This is a genomic window from Pseudoxanthomonas sp. z9, from assembly GCF_006542425.1.
GTDB lineage: Bacteria > Pseudomonadota > Gammaproteobacteria > Xanthomonadales > Xanthomonadaceae > Pseudoxanthomonas_A.
The window spans coordinates 199,370-213,053 of record NZ_VFID01000004.1 but is presented as its reverse complement, the minus strand read 5'-3'; the positions used below and the strand labels follow the sequence as shown (position 1 = coordinate 213,053).

Annotated in this window: 14 protein-coding genes; 5 read left to right on the top strand and 9 right to left on the bottom strand. The window is 66.6% G+C overall.

What is annotated here, in order from left to right; translation table 11 throughout:
• From pstC to FG323_RS05505, 7 genes are all read right to left on the bottom strand, one after another.
• The gene (gene pstC, locus FG323_RS05540) at window positions 1-972 is read right to left on the bottom strand and encodes a phosphate ABC transporter permease subunit PstC (protein WP_141453526.1); all 972 of its coding nucleotides are present in this window, start codon (window positions 970-972) and stop codon (window positions 1-3) included.
• A 77-nt stretch (window positions 973-1,049) separates the two neighbouring features.
• Window positions 1,050-2,147 carry a phosphate ABC transporter substrate-binding protein PstS gene (gene pstS, locus FG323_RS05535; RefSeq protein ID WP_141453525.1) on the bottom strand — a complete coding sequence of 366 codons (1,098 nt, stop codon included), beginning with the start codon at window positions 2,145-2,147 and terminating at the stop codon, window positions 1,050-1,052.
• A gap of 375 nt (window positions 2,148-2,522) precedes the next feature.
• Window positions 2,523-3,539 (bottom strand): phosphate ABC transporter substrate-binding protein PstS, encoded by a 1,017-nt coding sequence (gene pstS / locus FG323_RS05530; RefSeq protein ID WP_141453524.1) that lies wholly within the window; start codon window positions 3,537-3,539, stop codon window positions 2,523-2,525.
• Between the two features lie 310 nt (window positions 3,540-3,849).
• Window positions 3,850-5,016 (bottom strand): OprO/OprP family phosphate-selective porin, encoded by a 1,167-nt coding sequence (locus tag FG323_RS05525; protein WP_141453523.1) that lies wholly within the window; start codon window positions 5,014-5,016, stop codon window positions 3,850-3,852.
• Between the two features lie 431 nt (window positions 5,017-5,447).
• Window positions 5,448-6,119 carry an endonuclease III gene (gene nth / locus FG323_RS05515; protein WP_141453521.1) on the bottom strand — a complete coding sequence of 224 codons (672 nt, stop codon included), beginning with the start codon at window positions 6,117-6,119 and terminating at the stop codon, window positions 5,448-5,450.
• A 7-nt stretch (window positions 6,120-6,126) separates the two neighbouring features.
• Window positions 6,127-6,504 carry a hypothetical protein gene (locus FG323_RS05510; protein WP_141453520.1) on the bottom strand — a complete coding sequence of 126 codons (378 nt, stop codon included), beginning with the start codon at window positions 6,502-6,504 and terminating at the stop codon, window positions 6,127-6,129.
• 7 nt (window positions 6,505-6,511) lie between these two features.
• Window positions 6,512-7,294 (bottom strand): enoyl-CoA hydratase-related protein, encoded by a 783-nt coding sequence (locus FG323_RS05505; protein WP_141453519.1) that lies wholly within the window; start codon window positions 7,292-7,294, stop codon window positions 6,512-6,514.
• A 171-nt stretch (window positions 7,295-7,465) separates the two neighbouring features.
• Here FG323_RS05505 and FG323_RS05500 point away from each other — a divergent pair, with 171 nt between their 5' ends.
• From FG323_RS05500 to FG323_RS05485, 4 genes are all read left to right on the top strand, one after another.
• Window positions 7,466-8,167 (top strand): FKBP-type peptidyl-prolyl cis-trans isomerase N-terminal domain-containing protein, encoded by a 702-nt coding sequence (locus FG323_RS05500; RefSeq protein ID WP_141453518.1) that lies wholly within the window; start codon window positions 7,466-7,468, stop codon window positions 8,165-8,167.
• 114 nt (window positions 8,168-8,281) lie between these two features.
• Window positions 8,282-9,082 (top strand): DUF1289 domain-containing protein, encoded by an 801-nt coding sequence (locus FG323_RS05495; RefSeq protein WP_141453517.1) that lies wholly within the window; start codon window positions 8,282-8,284, stop codon window positions 9,080-9,082.
• A complete protein-coding gene (locus FG323_RS05490; protein WP_141453516.1) occupies window positions 9,082-9,936 on the top strand; it encodes a sulfurtransferase in 855 nt (284 codons plus the stop codon). Before FG323_RS05495 ends, FG323_RS05490 begins: the two co-directional genes overlap by 1 nt.
• A gap of 111 nt (window positions 9,937-10,047) precedes the next feature.
• The gene (locus FG323_RS05485) at window positions 10,048-11,385 is read left to right on the top strand and encodes a substrate-binding domain-containing protein (RefSeq protein ID WP_141453515.1); all 1,338 of its coding nucleotides are present in this window, start codon (window positions 10,048-10,050) and stop codon (window positions 11,383-11,385) included.
• Between the two features lie 12 nt (window positions 11,386-11,397).
• On the opposite strand, the gene FG323_RS05480 is transcribed toward FG323_RS05485, so the two are convergent.
• Together FG323_RS05480 and FG323_RS05475 are read right to left on the bottom strand one after the other, a co-directional pair.
• Window positions 11,398-12,324: a restriction endonuclease gene (locus FG323_RS05480; protein ID WP_141453514.1), complete on the bottom strand. Its 927-nt coding sequence runs from the start codon at window positions 12,322-12,324 to the stop codon at window positions 11,398-11,400.
• 18 nt (window positions 12,325-12,342) lie between these two features.
• On the bottom strand, window positions 12,343-13,119 hold the full coding sequence (locus FG323_RS05475; protein ID WP_141453513.1) for an enoyl-CoA hydratase/isomerase family protein: 777 nt from the start codon (window positions 13,117-13,119) through the stop codon (window positions 12,343-12,345).
• Between the two features lie 38 nt (window positions 13,120-13,157).
• Between FG323_RS05475 and FG323_RS05470 the strand changes: the two genes are divergently transcribed.
• Entirely contained in the window at window positions 13,158-13,607 is a 450-nt protein-coding gene (locus FG323_RS05470) for a copper chaperone PCu(A)C (protein WP_141453512.1), read from the top strand.
• Window positions 13,608-13,684: the final 77 nt, after the last annotated feature.

Sequence of the window (13,684 nt, the reverse complement as noted above, 5' to 3'; positions counted from 1 at the left end):
TCAGTTGCCCTCGCGCTTGGCCAACTGGCGCAGCATCAGGCGGGCGGCGGCCAGCACGATGAAGGTCAGCAGGAACAGGGTGAAGCCCAGCAGCAGCAGCGAGCCGCGATGCAGCGGGTCGGTGGCCTCGGCGAATTCGTTGGCGATGGTCGCCGCGATCGAAGTGCCCGGTTCGAGCAGTGCGGCGCTGATGGCGTAGGCGTTGCCGATGACGAAGGTCACCGCCATGGTCTCGCCGAGCGCGCGGCCCAGGCCCAGGAACACGCCGCCAATCACCGCCGAGCGGGTGTAGGGCAGCACGATGTCCCACATCACTTCCCAGCGGGTCGATCCGAGCGCGTAGGCCGATTCCTTCAAGCGGCCCGGCACGGTCAGGAACACCTCGCGCATCACCGAGGACACGAACGGGATGACCATGATCGCCAGCACCAGGCCGGCGGTCAGCATGCCGATGCCCAGCGGCGGACCGGAGAACAGCATGCCGATGCCGGGAATCTGGCCCAGGTTCTCGTCGATCCACGGATAGACGTATTCGCTCAGTTGCGGCGCCAGCACGAACAGGCCCCACATGCCGTAGATGATCGAGGGGATACCCGCCAGCAGTTCGATCGCCATGCCGACCGGCCCGCGCATCCAGGTGGGCGCGACCTCGGTCAGGAACAGTGCGATGCCGAAGCTGACCGGCACCGCGATCACCATCGCGATGGTGGCGCTGACCAGGGTGCCGTAGATCGGTACCAGCGCGCCGAACTCGCGCGTGCCCACGTTCCATTCGGTGCTGGTGAAAAAGCCCAGGCCGAAAGTCTGCAGGGCTTCGCGGCCACCCCACAGCATCGACAAGGCGGCGGCGATCAGGGAGATCAGGACGAACAGGCCGGCGGCGGTGAGCGTCCAGCGGAACAGGCGATCGGCGCGCGCGTCGCGGGCGGTGCGCAGATCGACCAGGGAAGCGGGGAGGGCGGCGGTATTCATGCGGTCGGGAAGTCCGGGCCGGCGTTGCGTGGGCGGGAGGCGTGGCCGCGATCAGGCAGCCACGCGCGGGGCGCGGTTCAGAGCTTGATTTCCGCGGCCCAGTACGCCTCGACCTGCTTCACCAGTTCCGGCGGCAGCGGCACGTAGTCCAGTTGCTCCGCCTGCGGCTTGCCCTGCTCGTAGGCCCACTTGAAGAAGTCCAGCGTGTTCTTCGCGCGCGCCGCGTCCTTGGGCTGCTTGTAGACCAGGATGAAGTTGGTCGCGGTGATCGGCCAGGCATCCGCGCCCGGCGCGTTGGTGATCACCAGGTTGAAGTCCTTGGCGCCGGCCCAGTCGGCGCTGGCCGCGGCGGCGGCGAAACTCTGCGCGGTCGGCTGCACGAAGTTGCCGGCCGCGTTCTGCAGCGAAGCGTAGGCCATCTTGTTCTGCTCGGCGTAGGCCAGTTCGACGTAGCCGATGGAGTTTTTCAGCTGGCGCACGTAGGCGGCCACGCCTTCGTTGCCCTTGCCGCCGACGCCGCCGGCCCAATTCACCGAGGTGCCTTCGCCGACCTTGCTCTTCCACTCCGGGCTGACCTTGGACAGGTAGTTGACGAAGTTGAAGGTGGTGCCCGAGCCGTCGGAGCGGTGCACGCTGTTGATCTTCTCGGCCGGCAGCTTCAGGCCAGCGTTGAGCGCGGTGATCGCCGGGTCGTTCCAGGTGGTGATCTTGCCGAGGAAGATGTCGGCCAGGACCGGGCCGCTCAACTTGAGCTGGCCGGACTCGATACCGGCGACATTGATGACCGGCACCACGCCGCCGATGACCGACGGGAACTGGCCCAGGCCAGCCTGCGCCAGTTCTTCCGGCGACAGCGGCTTGTCGGAGGAACCGAAATCGACCGTGGCCGCCTTGATCTGGGCGATGCCGCCGCCGGAACCAATCGACTGGTAGTTGATCTTGGCGCCGGTGCTCTGGTTGTAGTCGCTGGACCAGCGGGCCATCAGCGGATAGATGAACGAAGCGCCCGCGCCGGTGATCTCGGCGGTCACCTTGGCCGCGCCGGTGCCGGCGTCCTGGCCGGCGGGCGTGGCGCCGGAGGCCGCCGGGGCGTCGGAAGCGGGCTTGCAGCCGGCGACGAACAGGGTGGCGGCGACGGCGAGGGCCGCGAGGCGGACCGGCGAGGCGAAGGACATGGCGGACTCCATAACGTGGGCGGTTTGTGTCATGCCGGCTATGAAATGATGTTTTTGTTACAGCGTGATGACATTGTGGCCGGCGTCGGATTTCCGGCGCCCCGCAACGAAACCGTGGCAGGGGCGCCGTCCCCGGCGCGGGCTTTTCCGGCAAGCCGCCTGCCGGGGATCGGATAGTCCTGGAGGGGCGGGCGGGACCCTTTTCATCCCGCCAGAAAGTTCAGACCGGAAAGCCGCTCCCACCTGGAGAGATTCCCTCCGCCACAAAAAAAGCGGGCCCGAAGGCCCGCTTGGACAAAAGATGCCAGTTGGTTTGAGAGAGGGGATCCCGACCGCGCGGGAGAGAGGGGTACGCGGCCGGGATCGGGGAGAGGATTACTTCAGGTTCTGCGACCAGTAGGTTTCGATCTGCTTGACCAGCGGATCCGGCAGCGGGACGTAGTCCAGCGCCTTGGCCTGGCCGTCGCCGTTGGCGTAGACCCAGCTGAAGAATTCCTGGGTGGCCTTGGTGCCGGCGGGGTTCTTCGGCTGCTTGCTGACCAGGATGAAGTTGGTCGCGGTGATCGGCCAGGAATTGGCGCCCGGGGCGTTGGTCATCACCAGGTAGAAATCCTTGGCGGTGCCCCATTCGGCGCTGGCGGCGGCGGCCGAGAAGGTCTCGTCGCTGGGCAGCACGTAGTTGCCGGCGGCGTTCTTCAGGCGCGAATAGGCCATCTTGTTCTGCAGCGCATACGACAGTTCGACGTAGCCGATGCCACCCTTGATCTGCTTGACGTACGCGGCGACGCCTTCGTTGCCCTTGCCGCCGATGCCGGTCGGCCACTGCACAGAGGTGCCTTCACCGACCTGGCTCTTCCACTCGCCGCTGACCTTGGACAGGTAGTTGACGAAGTTGAAGGTCGTGCCCGAACCGTCGGAACGATGGACGACGGTGATCTTCTGCGCCGGCAGCTGCACGCCGCCGTTGAGCGCGACGATGCGCGGATCGTTCCACATCTTCACCTTGCCCAGGAAGATGTCGGCCAGCAGGTCGCCGTCGAGCTTCATCGCGCCCGAGGGCACGCCCGGCACGTTGATGACCGGCACCACGCCGCCGATCACCGACGGGAACTGGGCGAGGTTGAACTTGGCCAGCTCGTCCGGCTTCAGCGGGGCATCGGACGAACCGAAGTCGACCGTGCCGGCCTTGATCTGGGCAATGCCGCCACCGGAACCGATGGACTGGTAGTTGACCTTTTTCTGGGTGGCCTTGGCGTAGTCGGCCGACCACTTGGTCATGACCGGGTAGACGAACGACGCACCGGCGCCGGTGACGTCGGCGGCGGCGGCCTGGGCCGAGAGCGCGCCGGCGATGGCCAGCACGGCGACGCGGGTCTTGAACGAGTTGAACACGGATGGCTCCTGGGAGTGGCGTAGCGGCACGGTGTGCCGTCGGCGTGCATTTCACGACGTTTGGGTGACAGCGCCATGTCGCCTTCATGACAGCCGGATGACAGGCGTCCAGGGGCCGCCGGTTGCTGGGAAACGCTTGGGGTGGAGGAAAAGAACTCGTGCCGGGGAAGGCGCTTCCGCGGGAACCTCGCCCGGGGGCGCTTGCCTGGCTACCGACAAGACCCGCGTCCACCGACCTCGTCGGCAAAACAACGAAAGAGGGCGCAGCTTGCGCCGCGCCCTCCCGAAATCCCGGTCGGGATCGTCTTGCTTACCAGTAGAACTGCAGGCGGGCTTCGACCACGTTCGGGTCGTCCTTCAGCACGCCCTTTTCCTGCTTGACCGCGACGTAGTTCAGCATGAACTTGAAGTTGGAACGCCAGTACCAGTTCACGCCGGCGGTCCAGCTGTCCATCTCGCCGCCGACCACCGCGCCGTCGGTCAGGTCGATGGTGTCGTAGCGCAGGCCCAGCTGCCACATGCCCTTGACCGGGTCGCTCGGCAGGCCGGTGGTCGGCACGCCGGCCTTGTAGCCCCAGGTCTCGCCGGTGATGTTCCACAGGCCCGACACGTAGAAGCCGTCGCCGCTGAAGTCGTCGAAGCTGCCGTAGCGCTTGACGTCGGTCTTCATGTATTCGCCCTGCAACTTGAACGGGCCATTGACCCACATCGCTTCGGCGCCGATCACGCTGTTGCGGTCACTGGCGCGCAGGCCGCTGCTGCCGGTGTCGACGAAGCGGGTCGGGACCATGTCGGCCATCGGGCGGGCACGCAGGCGGATCACATCGCCATCGGTGTCCTTGTCGGTGTACGACAGGCCCAGGTGCAGGATGTTGCCGGTCTCGTTGATCGGCGCCCAGTAGCCGCGGGCCGAGTAGCCGCCGCCGTGTTCGCGGTTGCGGGTCAGCTCACGACCGAAGAAGCTGGCGGTCACGCCCCAGTTGGCGTCGCCGATGTTGTACTGCAGGCCGACGCGGCGCGGGGTGCCGAGCGAGTTGGTGATCGACGACTTGGAGATGAAGTCGTTGTTCTTGGTGCTGGACAGTTCTTCCAGGGTGGCGCCCGGCTGCTTGAACTGGCCGATCTGCAGGAAATGGTTGGCGTTGCCGCCGATCTTGTACTTGACATTGGCGTCGAGGAACTTGTCGTCCTTGGCGTCGTAGCCCAGCACCCACTCGATGTTGCCCGGGCCCTTGCCCTTGAGCACCAGCTCGGCGCGGCGCAGTTCGTTCAAGTAATCGTCGCCATCCAGATCCGAAGACGAATCGGCGCCGTAATCGATGGTGTCGGTGTCGAACTTGTAGAAGTCAGCCTGGACCAGGCCTTCGAACGAGACTTCGGAACCGCCAATCACGTCGATCGGAATCTCGGCCTGGGCGGCAGGCGCGGCGACGGCGGCCAGCAGAGCGAGCGTCAGGGTGCTGCGGGAGAGTTTCATGGGTTAGCCCTTGGGGCAGGTGTGGAAGACGCTGCGCAGGCTAGTTGGTAAAAGTTGCGTTATTGTTACAGCGCTGTCTTATTTCGTCGGGATGACAGTTTGATGGCGGTTGGGGGCCGGGATTGGGGATTCGGGATTCGGGATTCGGGAATCGGGAATCGGGAATCGGGAATCGGGAATCGGGATTCGGGATTCGGGATTCGGGATTCGGGATTCGGGATGAACGGCCATGCGGCCGTTGAAAGCCGGGATTTAGTACGCGCTCGGCTTTGCCTCCCCCTTTGAAAAAGGGGGACCGAGGGGGATTTGCTCCTGGCGCGGACAGCAGCCGCCCAATGCCGCCCGAGCCGCTTGTCAGCTTCCGATAGCCATCCTGCAGCTTGCCGCGCCCGGCGAACCGGCGCCGGCGCGATTCCCCGTTTCCTTCCCGCTCAATCCGCCACCGTCTTGTCCGGATAACGGCAGATATCGCGGATCACGCATTGCGGGCAATCCGGCTTGCGCGCCTTGCAGACATAACGGCCGTGCAGGATCAGCCAGTGGTGGGCGTCGTGCAGGAATTCGGCCGGGACCGTCTTCAGCAGTCCGTCCTCCACTTCGCGCACGTTCTTGCCCGGCGCCAGGCCGGTGCGATTGGCGACGCGGAAAATATGGGTGTCCACCGCCATGGTCGGTTCGCCGAAAGCGGTGTTCAGCACTACATTGGCGGTCTTGCGGCCAACGCCGGGCAGGGCCTCCAGGGCTTCGCGAGAGTGCGGTACTTCACCGCCGTACTGGTCGACCAGGATCCGGCAGGTGGCGATTACATTCTTGGCCTTGGCGTTGTACAAGCCGATCGTCGAGATGTATTTCTTCAGCCCTTCCTCGCCGAGGGCCAGGATTTTTTCCGCGGTGTTGGCGATCGGGAACAGTCGCCGGGTGGCCTTGTTGACGCCCACATCGGTGGCCTGCGCGGACAAGGTCACCGCCACCAGCAGTTCGAATGGCGTCTTGTATTCCAGTTCGGTGGTGGGCTTGGGATTGAGCTCGCGCAGGCGCGAGAACAGTTCCTGCACCTCGGCCTTGCCCAGGGTGCGGCTGCGGCGTTTGCGGCGTTCGGTCATGCGATGTCTATTCGGTGGCCTTGTGGCCGGCCGCGCGCGCCTTGGCGCGCGCCAGGATGGCGGCGGCGGAGGGAGGAAGTGACGGGCGGGGCGCCTGCGGCGTCGACGGTGCCGGCGCGCGCCGGGCATCGCGTTCGGCAGCACGCCGGAGCAGGCGTGCCTGGCGCGCGCGATGGCGATCGCGTGCTTCCCATGCCGTCTTCAGCCGGTGCTGGGCGTCCCAGACGGGTGCCAGTCGCGTGACGCAGCCGCAGTCCGCGGCGCAGGGCGCGATTTCCATGAGTCCGGCGTCGAGGGCGGCATCCAGGTCGTCCCGAGCCAGCAACGCCAGCAGGCGTTCGCCGTGGACCGCCTGCGGGCAGGGGGAAGGAGATGCATCGCCCATGACGGCTTCAGCGGCCGGCGAACTGCGGCTTGCGGCGTTCCAGGAACGCGCGCGTGCCTTCGCGCATGTCCTCGGTCGAGAACATCAGGCCGAACTGCGCCGATTCGTACTGCAGGCCTTCCTCGATCGCGCATTCGCCCCCGACATGGATGACGTCCAGGTTGCCGCGCAGGGCCAGCGGCGCGGCCTGCGCCAGTTGTTCGGCCCATTGCGTGGTTTCGGCTTCCAGCGCATCGGCGGCGACCACCTTGTTGACGATGCCCAACTGGTACGCGCGCTCGGCGGTGATGGGCGCGCCCAGCAGGCACAGTTCCAGCGTGGCCGCGCGGCCGGCCAGCCGCAGCAGCCGCTGGCTGCCGCCGAATCCGGGGATCAGGCCGAGATTGATTTCCGGTTGCCCGACCTTGGCGTTGTCCGAGGCGATCCGCAGGTGGCAGGCCATCGCCAGTTCCAGCCCGCCACCCAGGGCGAATCCGTTGATCATCGCGATCACCGGCTTGGGCAGGGTTTCGATGCGCCGCATCAGGCGCTGGCCGCGCAGGGAGAAGTCGCGTCCCTCGACCGCGCTCAGGGCGGATATCTCGGCGATGTCCGCGCCGGCCACGAACGCCTTGGGACCGGCACCGGTCAAGACCACCACCCGCACCGCCGGATCGCCAGCGGCGGCTTCGAACGCCGCGAGCAGGGCGTCCAGGGTGGCCGCGTTCAGGGCATTCAGCTTGTCCGGGCGGTTGACGGTGATGCGCCGGATGGCGCCCTGGTCGGTGACGGAAACAGGGGTGTCGGACATGCGCGGGGATCCCGGTAAATTCGTGAATTTTAAGTGAAATTGAACTCTTGGACCGCCCCGTCGGTCGTACCCGGCGGTTGTCAGTGGCGGTTAAGCGCCCTGGCCGCTATCCTAGCGCGTCCATTCGAGGCGGTACGTCCGCCCTGTACCACCACCCTGGAGAAATCGTTGATGAAGTTGCGTTCGTTAGTGGTCGCTGTCGCGGCATTCGCCATGGCCGGTAGCGCCCTGGCTCAGGACACCACGTCCGAGAAAGGCAAGTTGAGTTATTACTTCGGCTACGACTACGGCAACAACCTGGCGGAACTGACCGGTCGCGGCGAGCAGCTCGACATCAACACCGTCATCAAGGGCCTCCAGGACGCGTATGCCAAGAAGCAGCCGGCGCTGACCGCCGACCAGCTCAAGCCCGCGCTGGAAGCGTTCCAGAAGCGCGAGCAGCAGCGCGCGCAGACGGCCAAGGCCGAGTACGACAAGGTCGCCGCGGAAAACAAGACCAAGAGCGATCAGTTCCTGGCCCAGAACAAGGCCAAGGCCGGCGTGCAGTCGCTGCCCAGCGGCGTGCAGTACCGCGTGATCGAAGCCGGTGCCGGCGCCAAGCCGACCCAGGCCAGCACGGTCAGCCTGGAAGTGGCCGGTCCGTATCCGTTCGGCCAGAAGCCGGCCGAGGCGCGTCCCGCCCAGCAGATGCCGAACGTGAAGGTCAGCGAGATCGAAATGCAGGCCATGCGCGAAGTGCTGCTGCAGATGCCGTCGGGCGCCAAGTGGGAAGTCGCGCTGCCGCCGGACAAGGCCTACGGCGCGGATCCGCGCACGGGTTTCCCGCCGAACGTGGCGGTGGTTTTCGAAATCAAGCTGCTCAGCACCAAGTAATTCCAGCAGTCGATTTTTCCCAGCAGTCCCGCTACGCCGGCCCCAGGCCGGCGTAGTGCGTTTTGCGCGGCACGGGCGCGGTTTTCGCGCTAGGCTGCGCAGGTATGAAGGTTCATGAATTCCGCTTTTCGCGCCGTGCTTAGCCCGTGCATCGGCGTCTGTACCCTGGGTGATGACGGGCTGTGCGAAGGCTGTCTGCGCACGACCGCCGAGATCGCCCGCTGGTCCCGAATGAACGATGACGAACGCCTGCGTCTGATGGAAACGGTGTTGCCCGCGCGCGAGCAGGGCAAGCTTCCGTTCGAGCAGCGCCTGCCCGAGGCGGCGCGCCTGCGCCACGTGCTGCATCCGCTCGACCACATTCCCACCACGCGCGGCTGGAACCACGAAGAGCTGCTGGATCTGTTGCCGCCGGGCGAACCGGCGGAAGCCGCCGTGCTGGCCGGCCTGGTACCGCGCTCGCAGGGCACGCAGGTAATCCTGACCCGGCGGACCGATGGTCTGCGTCACCATGCCGGGCAGGTGAGCTTTCCCGGCGGCCGTATCGAGGCGGCCGACGCGGGCGTGGTGGCCGCCGCGCTGCGTGAGACCTGGGAAGAACTGGCCATCCCCGCCGGCCAGATCGCGCCGCTGGGTTTCCTGGATCCCTTCACGACGATCAGCGGTTTCCGGGTGGTGCCTGTGGTCGCGGTGATCGATCCGGCCTATGTCGCCACGCCCGAACCGGGCGAGGTGGCGGACGTGTTCGAAGTACCGCTGGATTACCTGATGGCACCGGCCAACCTGCGCCGGGTGGAAGTGGACTACCGCGGCCGTCGCCGTGCGGTGCTGGAGTATGGCTGGCCCGGCCAGCGCATCTGGGGCGCAACCGCGGCGATTCTGTTCAACCTGAGGCAACGGCTGGAGGGCGCGTGATGCACTGGACGACGCTGGTGGATGTGGATGCACTGGCCGCGGCGCTGGACGATCCCGGCCTGCGGATCGTCGACGCGCGCTTTGCCCTGATGGATCCCGGCGCCGGTCGCATGGCATATGCGGAGTCGCATCTGCCAGGCGCGCTGCATGCCGACCTCAACGAAGATCTGTCCGATCTGTCGCGTTCCGGCCTGGGCCGGCATCCGCTGCCGGACGATGAAGCCTTTGCCCGACGCCTCGGCGAATGGGGCATCGGGCCGGAGCATCAGGTCGTGGTGTACGACGCCGGTGACGGCAGCATGGCCGCCGCGCGACTGTGGTGGATGCTGAGACTGCTGGGCCACCATCGGGTGGCGGTGCTCGACGGCGGCCTCGCCGCGTGGCGCGCAGGCGGCTTGCCGGAGACGGCGGAATCACCCCGGTTCAGCCCCCTCCCGGCGTATCCCGCCAGATTCGATGCGCGGCTCATCGCCGACGCCGGTGAAGTGCACCAGCGCCTCGACGAGGACAGCGGCTGGCTGTTCGACGCCCGTGCGCCGGAACGGTTCCGTGGCGAGGTCGAACCCATCGACCCGGTGGCTGGCCACGTGCCCGGTGCGCTCAATCACCCTTTCGGCGCCAACCTGCGCGACGGCAAATTCAAACCACCCGCGGAACTGCGCGCCGAACTGGCACCGATGCTGGCCGGACGGCGGCCGGACGATCTGGTGCTCATGTGCGGTTCCGGCGTGACCGCCTGCCATCTGCTGCTGGCCTTCGAACACGCCGGCCTGTCGGGCGCGCGCGTTTACGCGGGTTCCTGGAGCGGCTGGATCGCCGATCCGGCGCGTCCGGTCGAACGCGGCGCGCGCTGACGCCGCCACCGTCATCATCCCGATGTCATCGCTCCATCCGAAGTCGCCTTGACCGTCATCGCCCTGTAACCGGACGCGGTCACGCTGCCGCGCTTCACAGGGGGATGATCGATGCTGCACCGTTTGCCGCGCGTCGCACTGGCGATGTGCCTGTTGTTGCCGGCCTGCCTGCCGGCGTCCGCGCAGGATGATGGCTCCGCCGAGCGTCTGCGCATCCATGGCTCCAATACGCTGGGCGACGCGCTGGTCCCGGCGATGGTCGAATCCTGGCTGCATCACATCGGCTATACCGGAATCCGCCGCAAGGCGGTATCCGCGCAGCAGACCGAGATCCGCGCAACCCGTGACGGGATGCCGCTGATCGTCGAGATCGGCAAGCGCGGCTCGGCGGCGGGCTTCAGCGACCTGGTCGAGGGGAACGCCGAGATCGCGATGCTGGCGCGCGCGCCGGACGCGGCGGAACGCGAGGCCGCCTGGCAGTTGGGGGACCTCGAATCGCCGGAGCAGGAATTCGTCGTCGCCGTCGACGGCCTGGCGGTGGTGGTCAACGAGCGCAATCCGGTCCGTCGCCTGTCGGTCGCGCAGTTGCGCGAGCTGGTCACCGGCCGCATCGGCGACTGGTCCGGGCTCGGGGGACGCAACGCGCCAATCCGCCTGCACCTGGCGCGCGCGCCCAGCGGCAACCGCGACTTCCTGCGCGAACGGGTGCTGGGGACGGCACCGGCGGCAGCCGGTGCGCAGACGCATGCAAGCCTGGCGCAGGCCGCACGCGCGGTCGCCGTGGATCCGGACGCGGTCGCGGTGGTCGGGGTGGCCAGCGCGATCCCGCGCGGCACCCGCACGCTCGCCATCGCCGACGGTGGCCTGGCCATCCTGCCTACCCGCATCAACGTCATGAGCGAGGACTATCCGCTGGTGCGGCGCTACCGGCTTTACGGCGGACCGCTGATGTCGGCGCTGGGCCGCAGCTTCGCCCAGTACAGCGTCGGCCGTGACGCACAGCAGGCGGTGGAACGGGCGGGATTCCTGGCGATGACCCTGCGTCCGGCGCGCCAGCCGGGCGCGCCCGATCCCGCGCAGCCGTACGGACAGGCGGTGGCCGGTACCGAACGCCTGCCGCTGAGCCTGCGCTTCAATGCGGGGTCGCTGACCACCTTCTTCGACAGCCGGGGCGCGAATGATCTGGATCGACTGATCGCTTACATGCGGCTGCCGCAGAACCAGGGACGCCAGGTGACCGTGGTGGGCTTCTCGCACGACGACGGCAGCAACCGCCTGATCGCCACCGTGCGCAGCAACCAGCATGCCGATACGGTCGCCGACTATCTGGTCAAGCAGGGCGTTCCGGTGCAGCGATCCATCGGCATGGGCGCCACCCGTGCGCTGGGCGGCGGCCCTGATGCGGCCACGCGCTATCGAAACGAGCGCGTGGAAGTGTGGGTGAGGTGAGGCGGACGACCGTTAGGTCGATTCTTCATCGAAGTAGTCACTATCGATTTTGGGGATGCGCAGGGTGCGGGAAGAAACACCTACCTCGTGTTCGATCATGAGGTCAGCCAGGCGGGCGCCATCGACCAGGATTACCCGTTCCACCGATCTTGCGAACTCGATGGCCTGGGCGGTGTAGGCCGAGGTCGTGATGAACACGCCCTTGTTCGCGCGCTGACCAGCCAATGCGCCGTAGAAGGCCTGTACTTCCGGACGTCCTACGCTCTGCTGCCAACGTTTCGCCTGAACATAGACCTTTTCAAGGCCCAGTTTGTCCAGCGAGATAACGCCGTCGATACCTCCATCCCCAGAGCCTCCTACGCGTTGGAGATCGGACCGGCTTGTCCCGTATCCCATACGATGCAACAGATCCAGCACAATGGTTTCAAAGTAGGTCGGGGAGACGTTCGCGAGAGTTTCCAGCAGCGCGGCGGCAACGGTGGTTCTAATCTCCGAGACGGCTTGGCCAAGGCGATCGTCGGGACTTGCCACGGCTAGCTCCTGCGGATAGGGCGCCGCCGTCGGATGCCCCACGGGTGGAGAACTTTGAGGCTTGAGGCGGACATCGATGTAGCCGAGAGCGATCTGCTCGAGTTCGTCGGTACTCAAGGGTGCGGGATGGCGCGTTGCAAAGGTGCGTCCCTGTTCCGTGAGCTTCCAGAAGCCGTGGCGCGGGCTTGCGGAAAGGCCCGCGCGTTTGAGCCGATCATGTGCCCAGCCCGCGCGGTTCTTATAGATCGGCTGCACGCCGCTGGGCAGGAGTTCGTGGCGATCCTGCTCGGAAATTCCTAGCGCATTCGCCGCTGCTTCGTGTGCGTCCTTGGCCGGGGAACCTTCCGGATGGTTCGCCAGGAAACGCAGGATGGGTTCGATGAACTTGTCGTAGGTGGGAACTGCCATGTATGCACTCTCCGTCGATTATTTCTTCAGCTTGTCCACCAGCGCCTTCAACGCGGTCTGGGTGTCGGGCGCGTCCCAGGCGTCGATGAAGCGGTCCAACTGGATGAATTCCGGCGACATCGCTTCCACCACGTCGCGACGGGCGATGGCGCGGGTCTGCAGCATCGGATGGTGGGGCAGGCGCAGCAGGTTCTCCAGCCAGGCCAGCGCGCGCGCGTCGACCTGGTCCTGGTCGGCGAGTTCGTCCACCAATCCCAATTCCAGCGCACGCTCGGCCGGCACCATCTCGCCGGCCACCAGCAGGCGTTCGGCGCGATGCGGGCCGACCAGGCGCCGCATCAGCCGCTGGATGCCTTCCGGAGCGACCAGGCCGACCTGGGTTTCGTTGAGGCCGATGCCGAAGGGGCGCGCCGGATCCACGCTGCGCGCCATCACCCGGTAATCGCAGCACAGCGCCAGCACACAGCCACCCGCCGGAGCGTGGCCGCCGATGGCCGCCACTACCGGCACCCGCGAATCGGCCAGCGCGCGCGCCGCGCCGAAGAATGCCTGCCAGGCGTCCATCAGCGCATGCCGGTTCCCGCCCAGCGACAGCAGGTAGGGCACATCCATGCCGGCGGAGAAGATCTTCGGATTGCCGGCCAGCACGATGCCGCGCACGCCATCGCCCACGGCGGTATCGACCGCGTGGATCAGGGCACGACACAGCTCGGTGTTGAGGGCGTTGACCGGCGGACGCGCCAGCCGGATCTCGCGGACACTGCCGTGGTCCCGGGTTTCAATCAGCGAGGACATTCATCTGCTCCAAGGGCGTGTGGGCCTATGATAGGCGCATGAATCGTCGCCTTGTATCCACCATCCTCCCCGTCGCGCTGCTGCTGGCCGGCAGCGTCACCGCCCACGCCGCCGAATGCCTGCCCACCGCCCGTCAGGCGTGGATACGGCTGCCGCCATCGCCGGCCATGCCGATGATGGCCGGTTTCCTCCGCATCGATAACGCCTGCGCCAAGGCGGTGGAAGTCACCGGCGCCGACAGCCTGGCCTTCGCCGAGGTGTCGCTGCACGAATCGCGCCAGGTCGATGGCGTCAACAAGATGCGCGAACTGGAAACCCTGCCGGTCGCCGCCGGCAAGTCGGTCGAATTCAAGCCCGGCGGCCTGCACCTGATGCTGTACAAGCCCTACGCGCCGGTGAAGGAAGGCGACAAGCCGGTGATCACGCTCAAGCTGAAGGACGGCCGCAGCCTGCCGGTGACCTTCGAGGTACGCAAGGCGGCGCCTTAGCCTGTGCGTTTCGAAGCCAAGGGCAGCTTGATTGTGGGAGCGACGTCAGTCGCGAATGCTCTTTGCCGGATCGGAAA

Bases quoted from the DNA above. Each gene is read 5' to 3' on its own strand.
- pstC (WP_141453526.1), bottom strand. From the start codon at position 972: ATGAATACCGCCGCCCTCCCCGCTTCCCTGGTCGATCTGCGCACCGCC.
- pstS (WP_141453525.1), bottom strand. From the start codon at position 2,147: ATGTCCTTCGCCTCGCCGGTCCGCCTCGCGGCCCTCGCCGTCGCCGCC.
- FG323_RS05525 (WP_141453523.1), bottom strand. From the start codon at position 5,016: ATGAAACTCTCCCGCAGCACCCTGACGCTCGCTCTGCTGGCCGCCGTC.
- nth (WP_141453521.1), bottom strand. From the start codon at position 6,119: ATGACCGAACGCCGCAAACGCCGCAGCCGCACCCTGGGCAAGGCCGAG.
- FG323_RS05510 (WP_141453520.1), bottom strand. From the start codon at position 6,504: ATGGGCGATGCATCTCCTTCCCCCTGCCCGCAGGCGGTCCACGGCGAA.
- FG323_RS05505 (WP_141453519.1), bottom strand. From the start codon at position 7,294: ATGTCCGACACCCCTGTTTCCGTCACCGACCAGGGCGCCATCCGGCGC.
- FG323_RS05500 (WP_141453518.1), top strand. From the start codon at position 7,466: ATGAAGTTGCGTTCGTTAGTGGTCGCTGTCGCGGCATTCGCCATGGCC.
- FG323_RS05495 (WP_141453517.1), top strand. From the start codon at position 8,282: ATGAATTCCGCTTTTCGCGCCGTGCTTAGCCCGTGCATCGGCGTCTGT.
- FG323_RS05490 (WP_141453516.1), top strand. From the start codon at position 9,082: ATGCACTGGACGACGCTGGTGGATGTGGATGCACTGGCCGCGGCGCTG.
- FG323_RS05485 (WP_141453515.1), top strand. From the start codon at position 10,048: ATGCTGCACCGTTTGCCGCGCGTCGCACTGGCGATGTGCCTGTTGTTG.
- FG323_RS05480 (WP_141453514.1), bottom strand. From the start codon at position 12,324: ATGGCAGTTCCCACCTACGACAAGTTCATCGAACCCATCCTGCGTTTC.
- FG323_RS05475 (WP_141453513.1), bottom strand. From the start codon at position 13,119: ATGTCCTCGCTGATTGAAACCCGGGACCACGGCAGTGTCCGCGAGATC.
- FG323_RS05470 (WP_141453512.1), top strand. From the start codon at position 13,158: ATGAATCGTCGCCTTGTATCCACCATCCTCCCCGTCGCGCTGCTGCTG.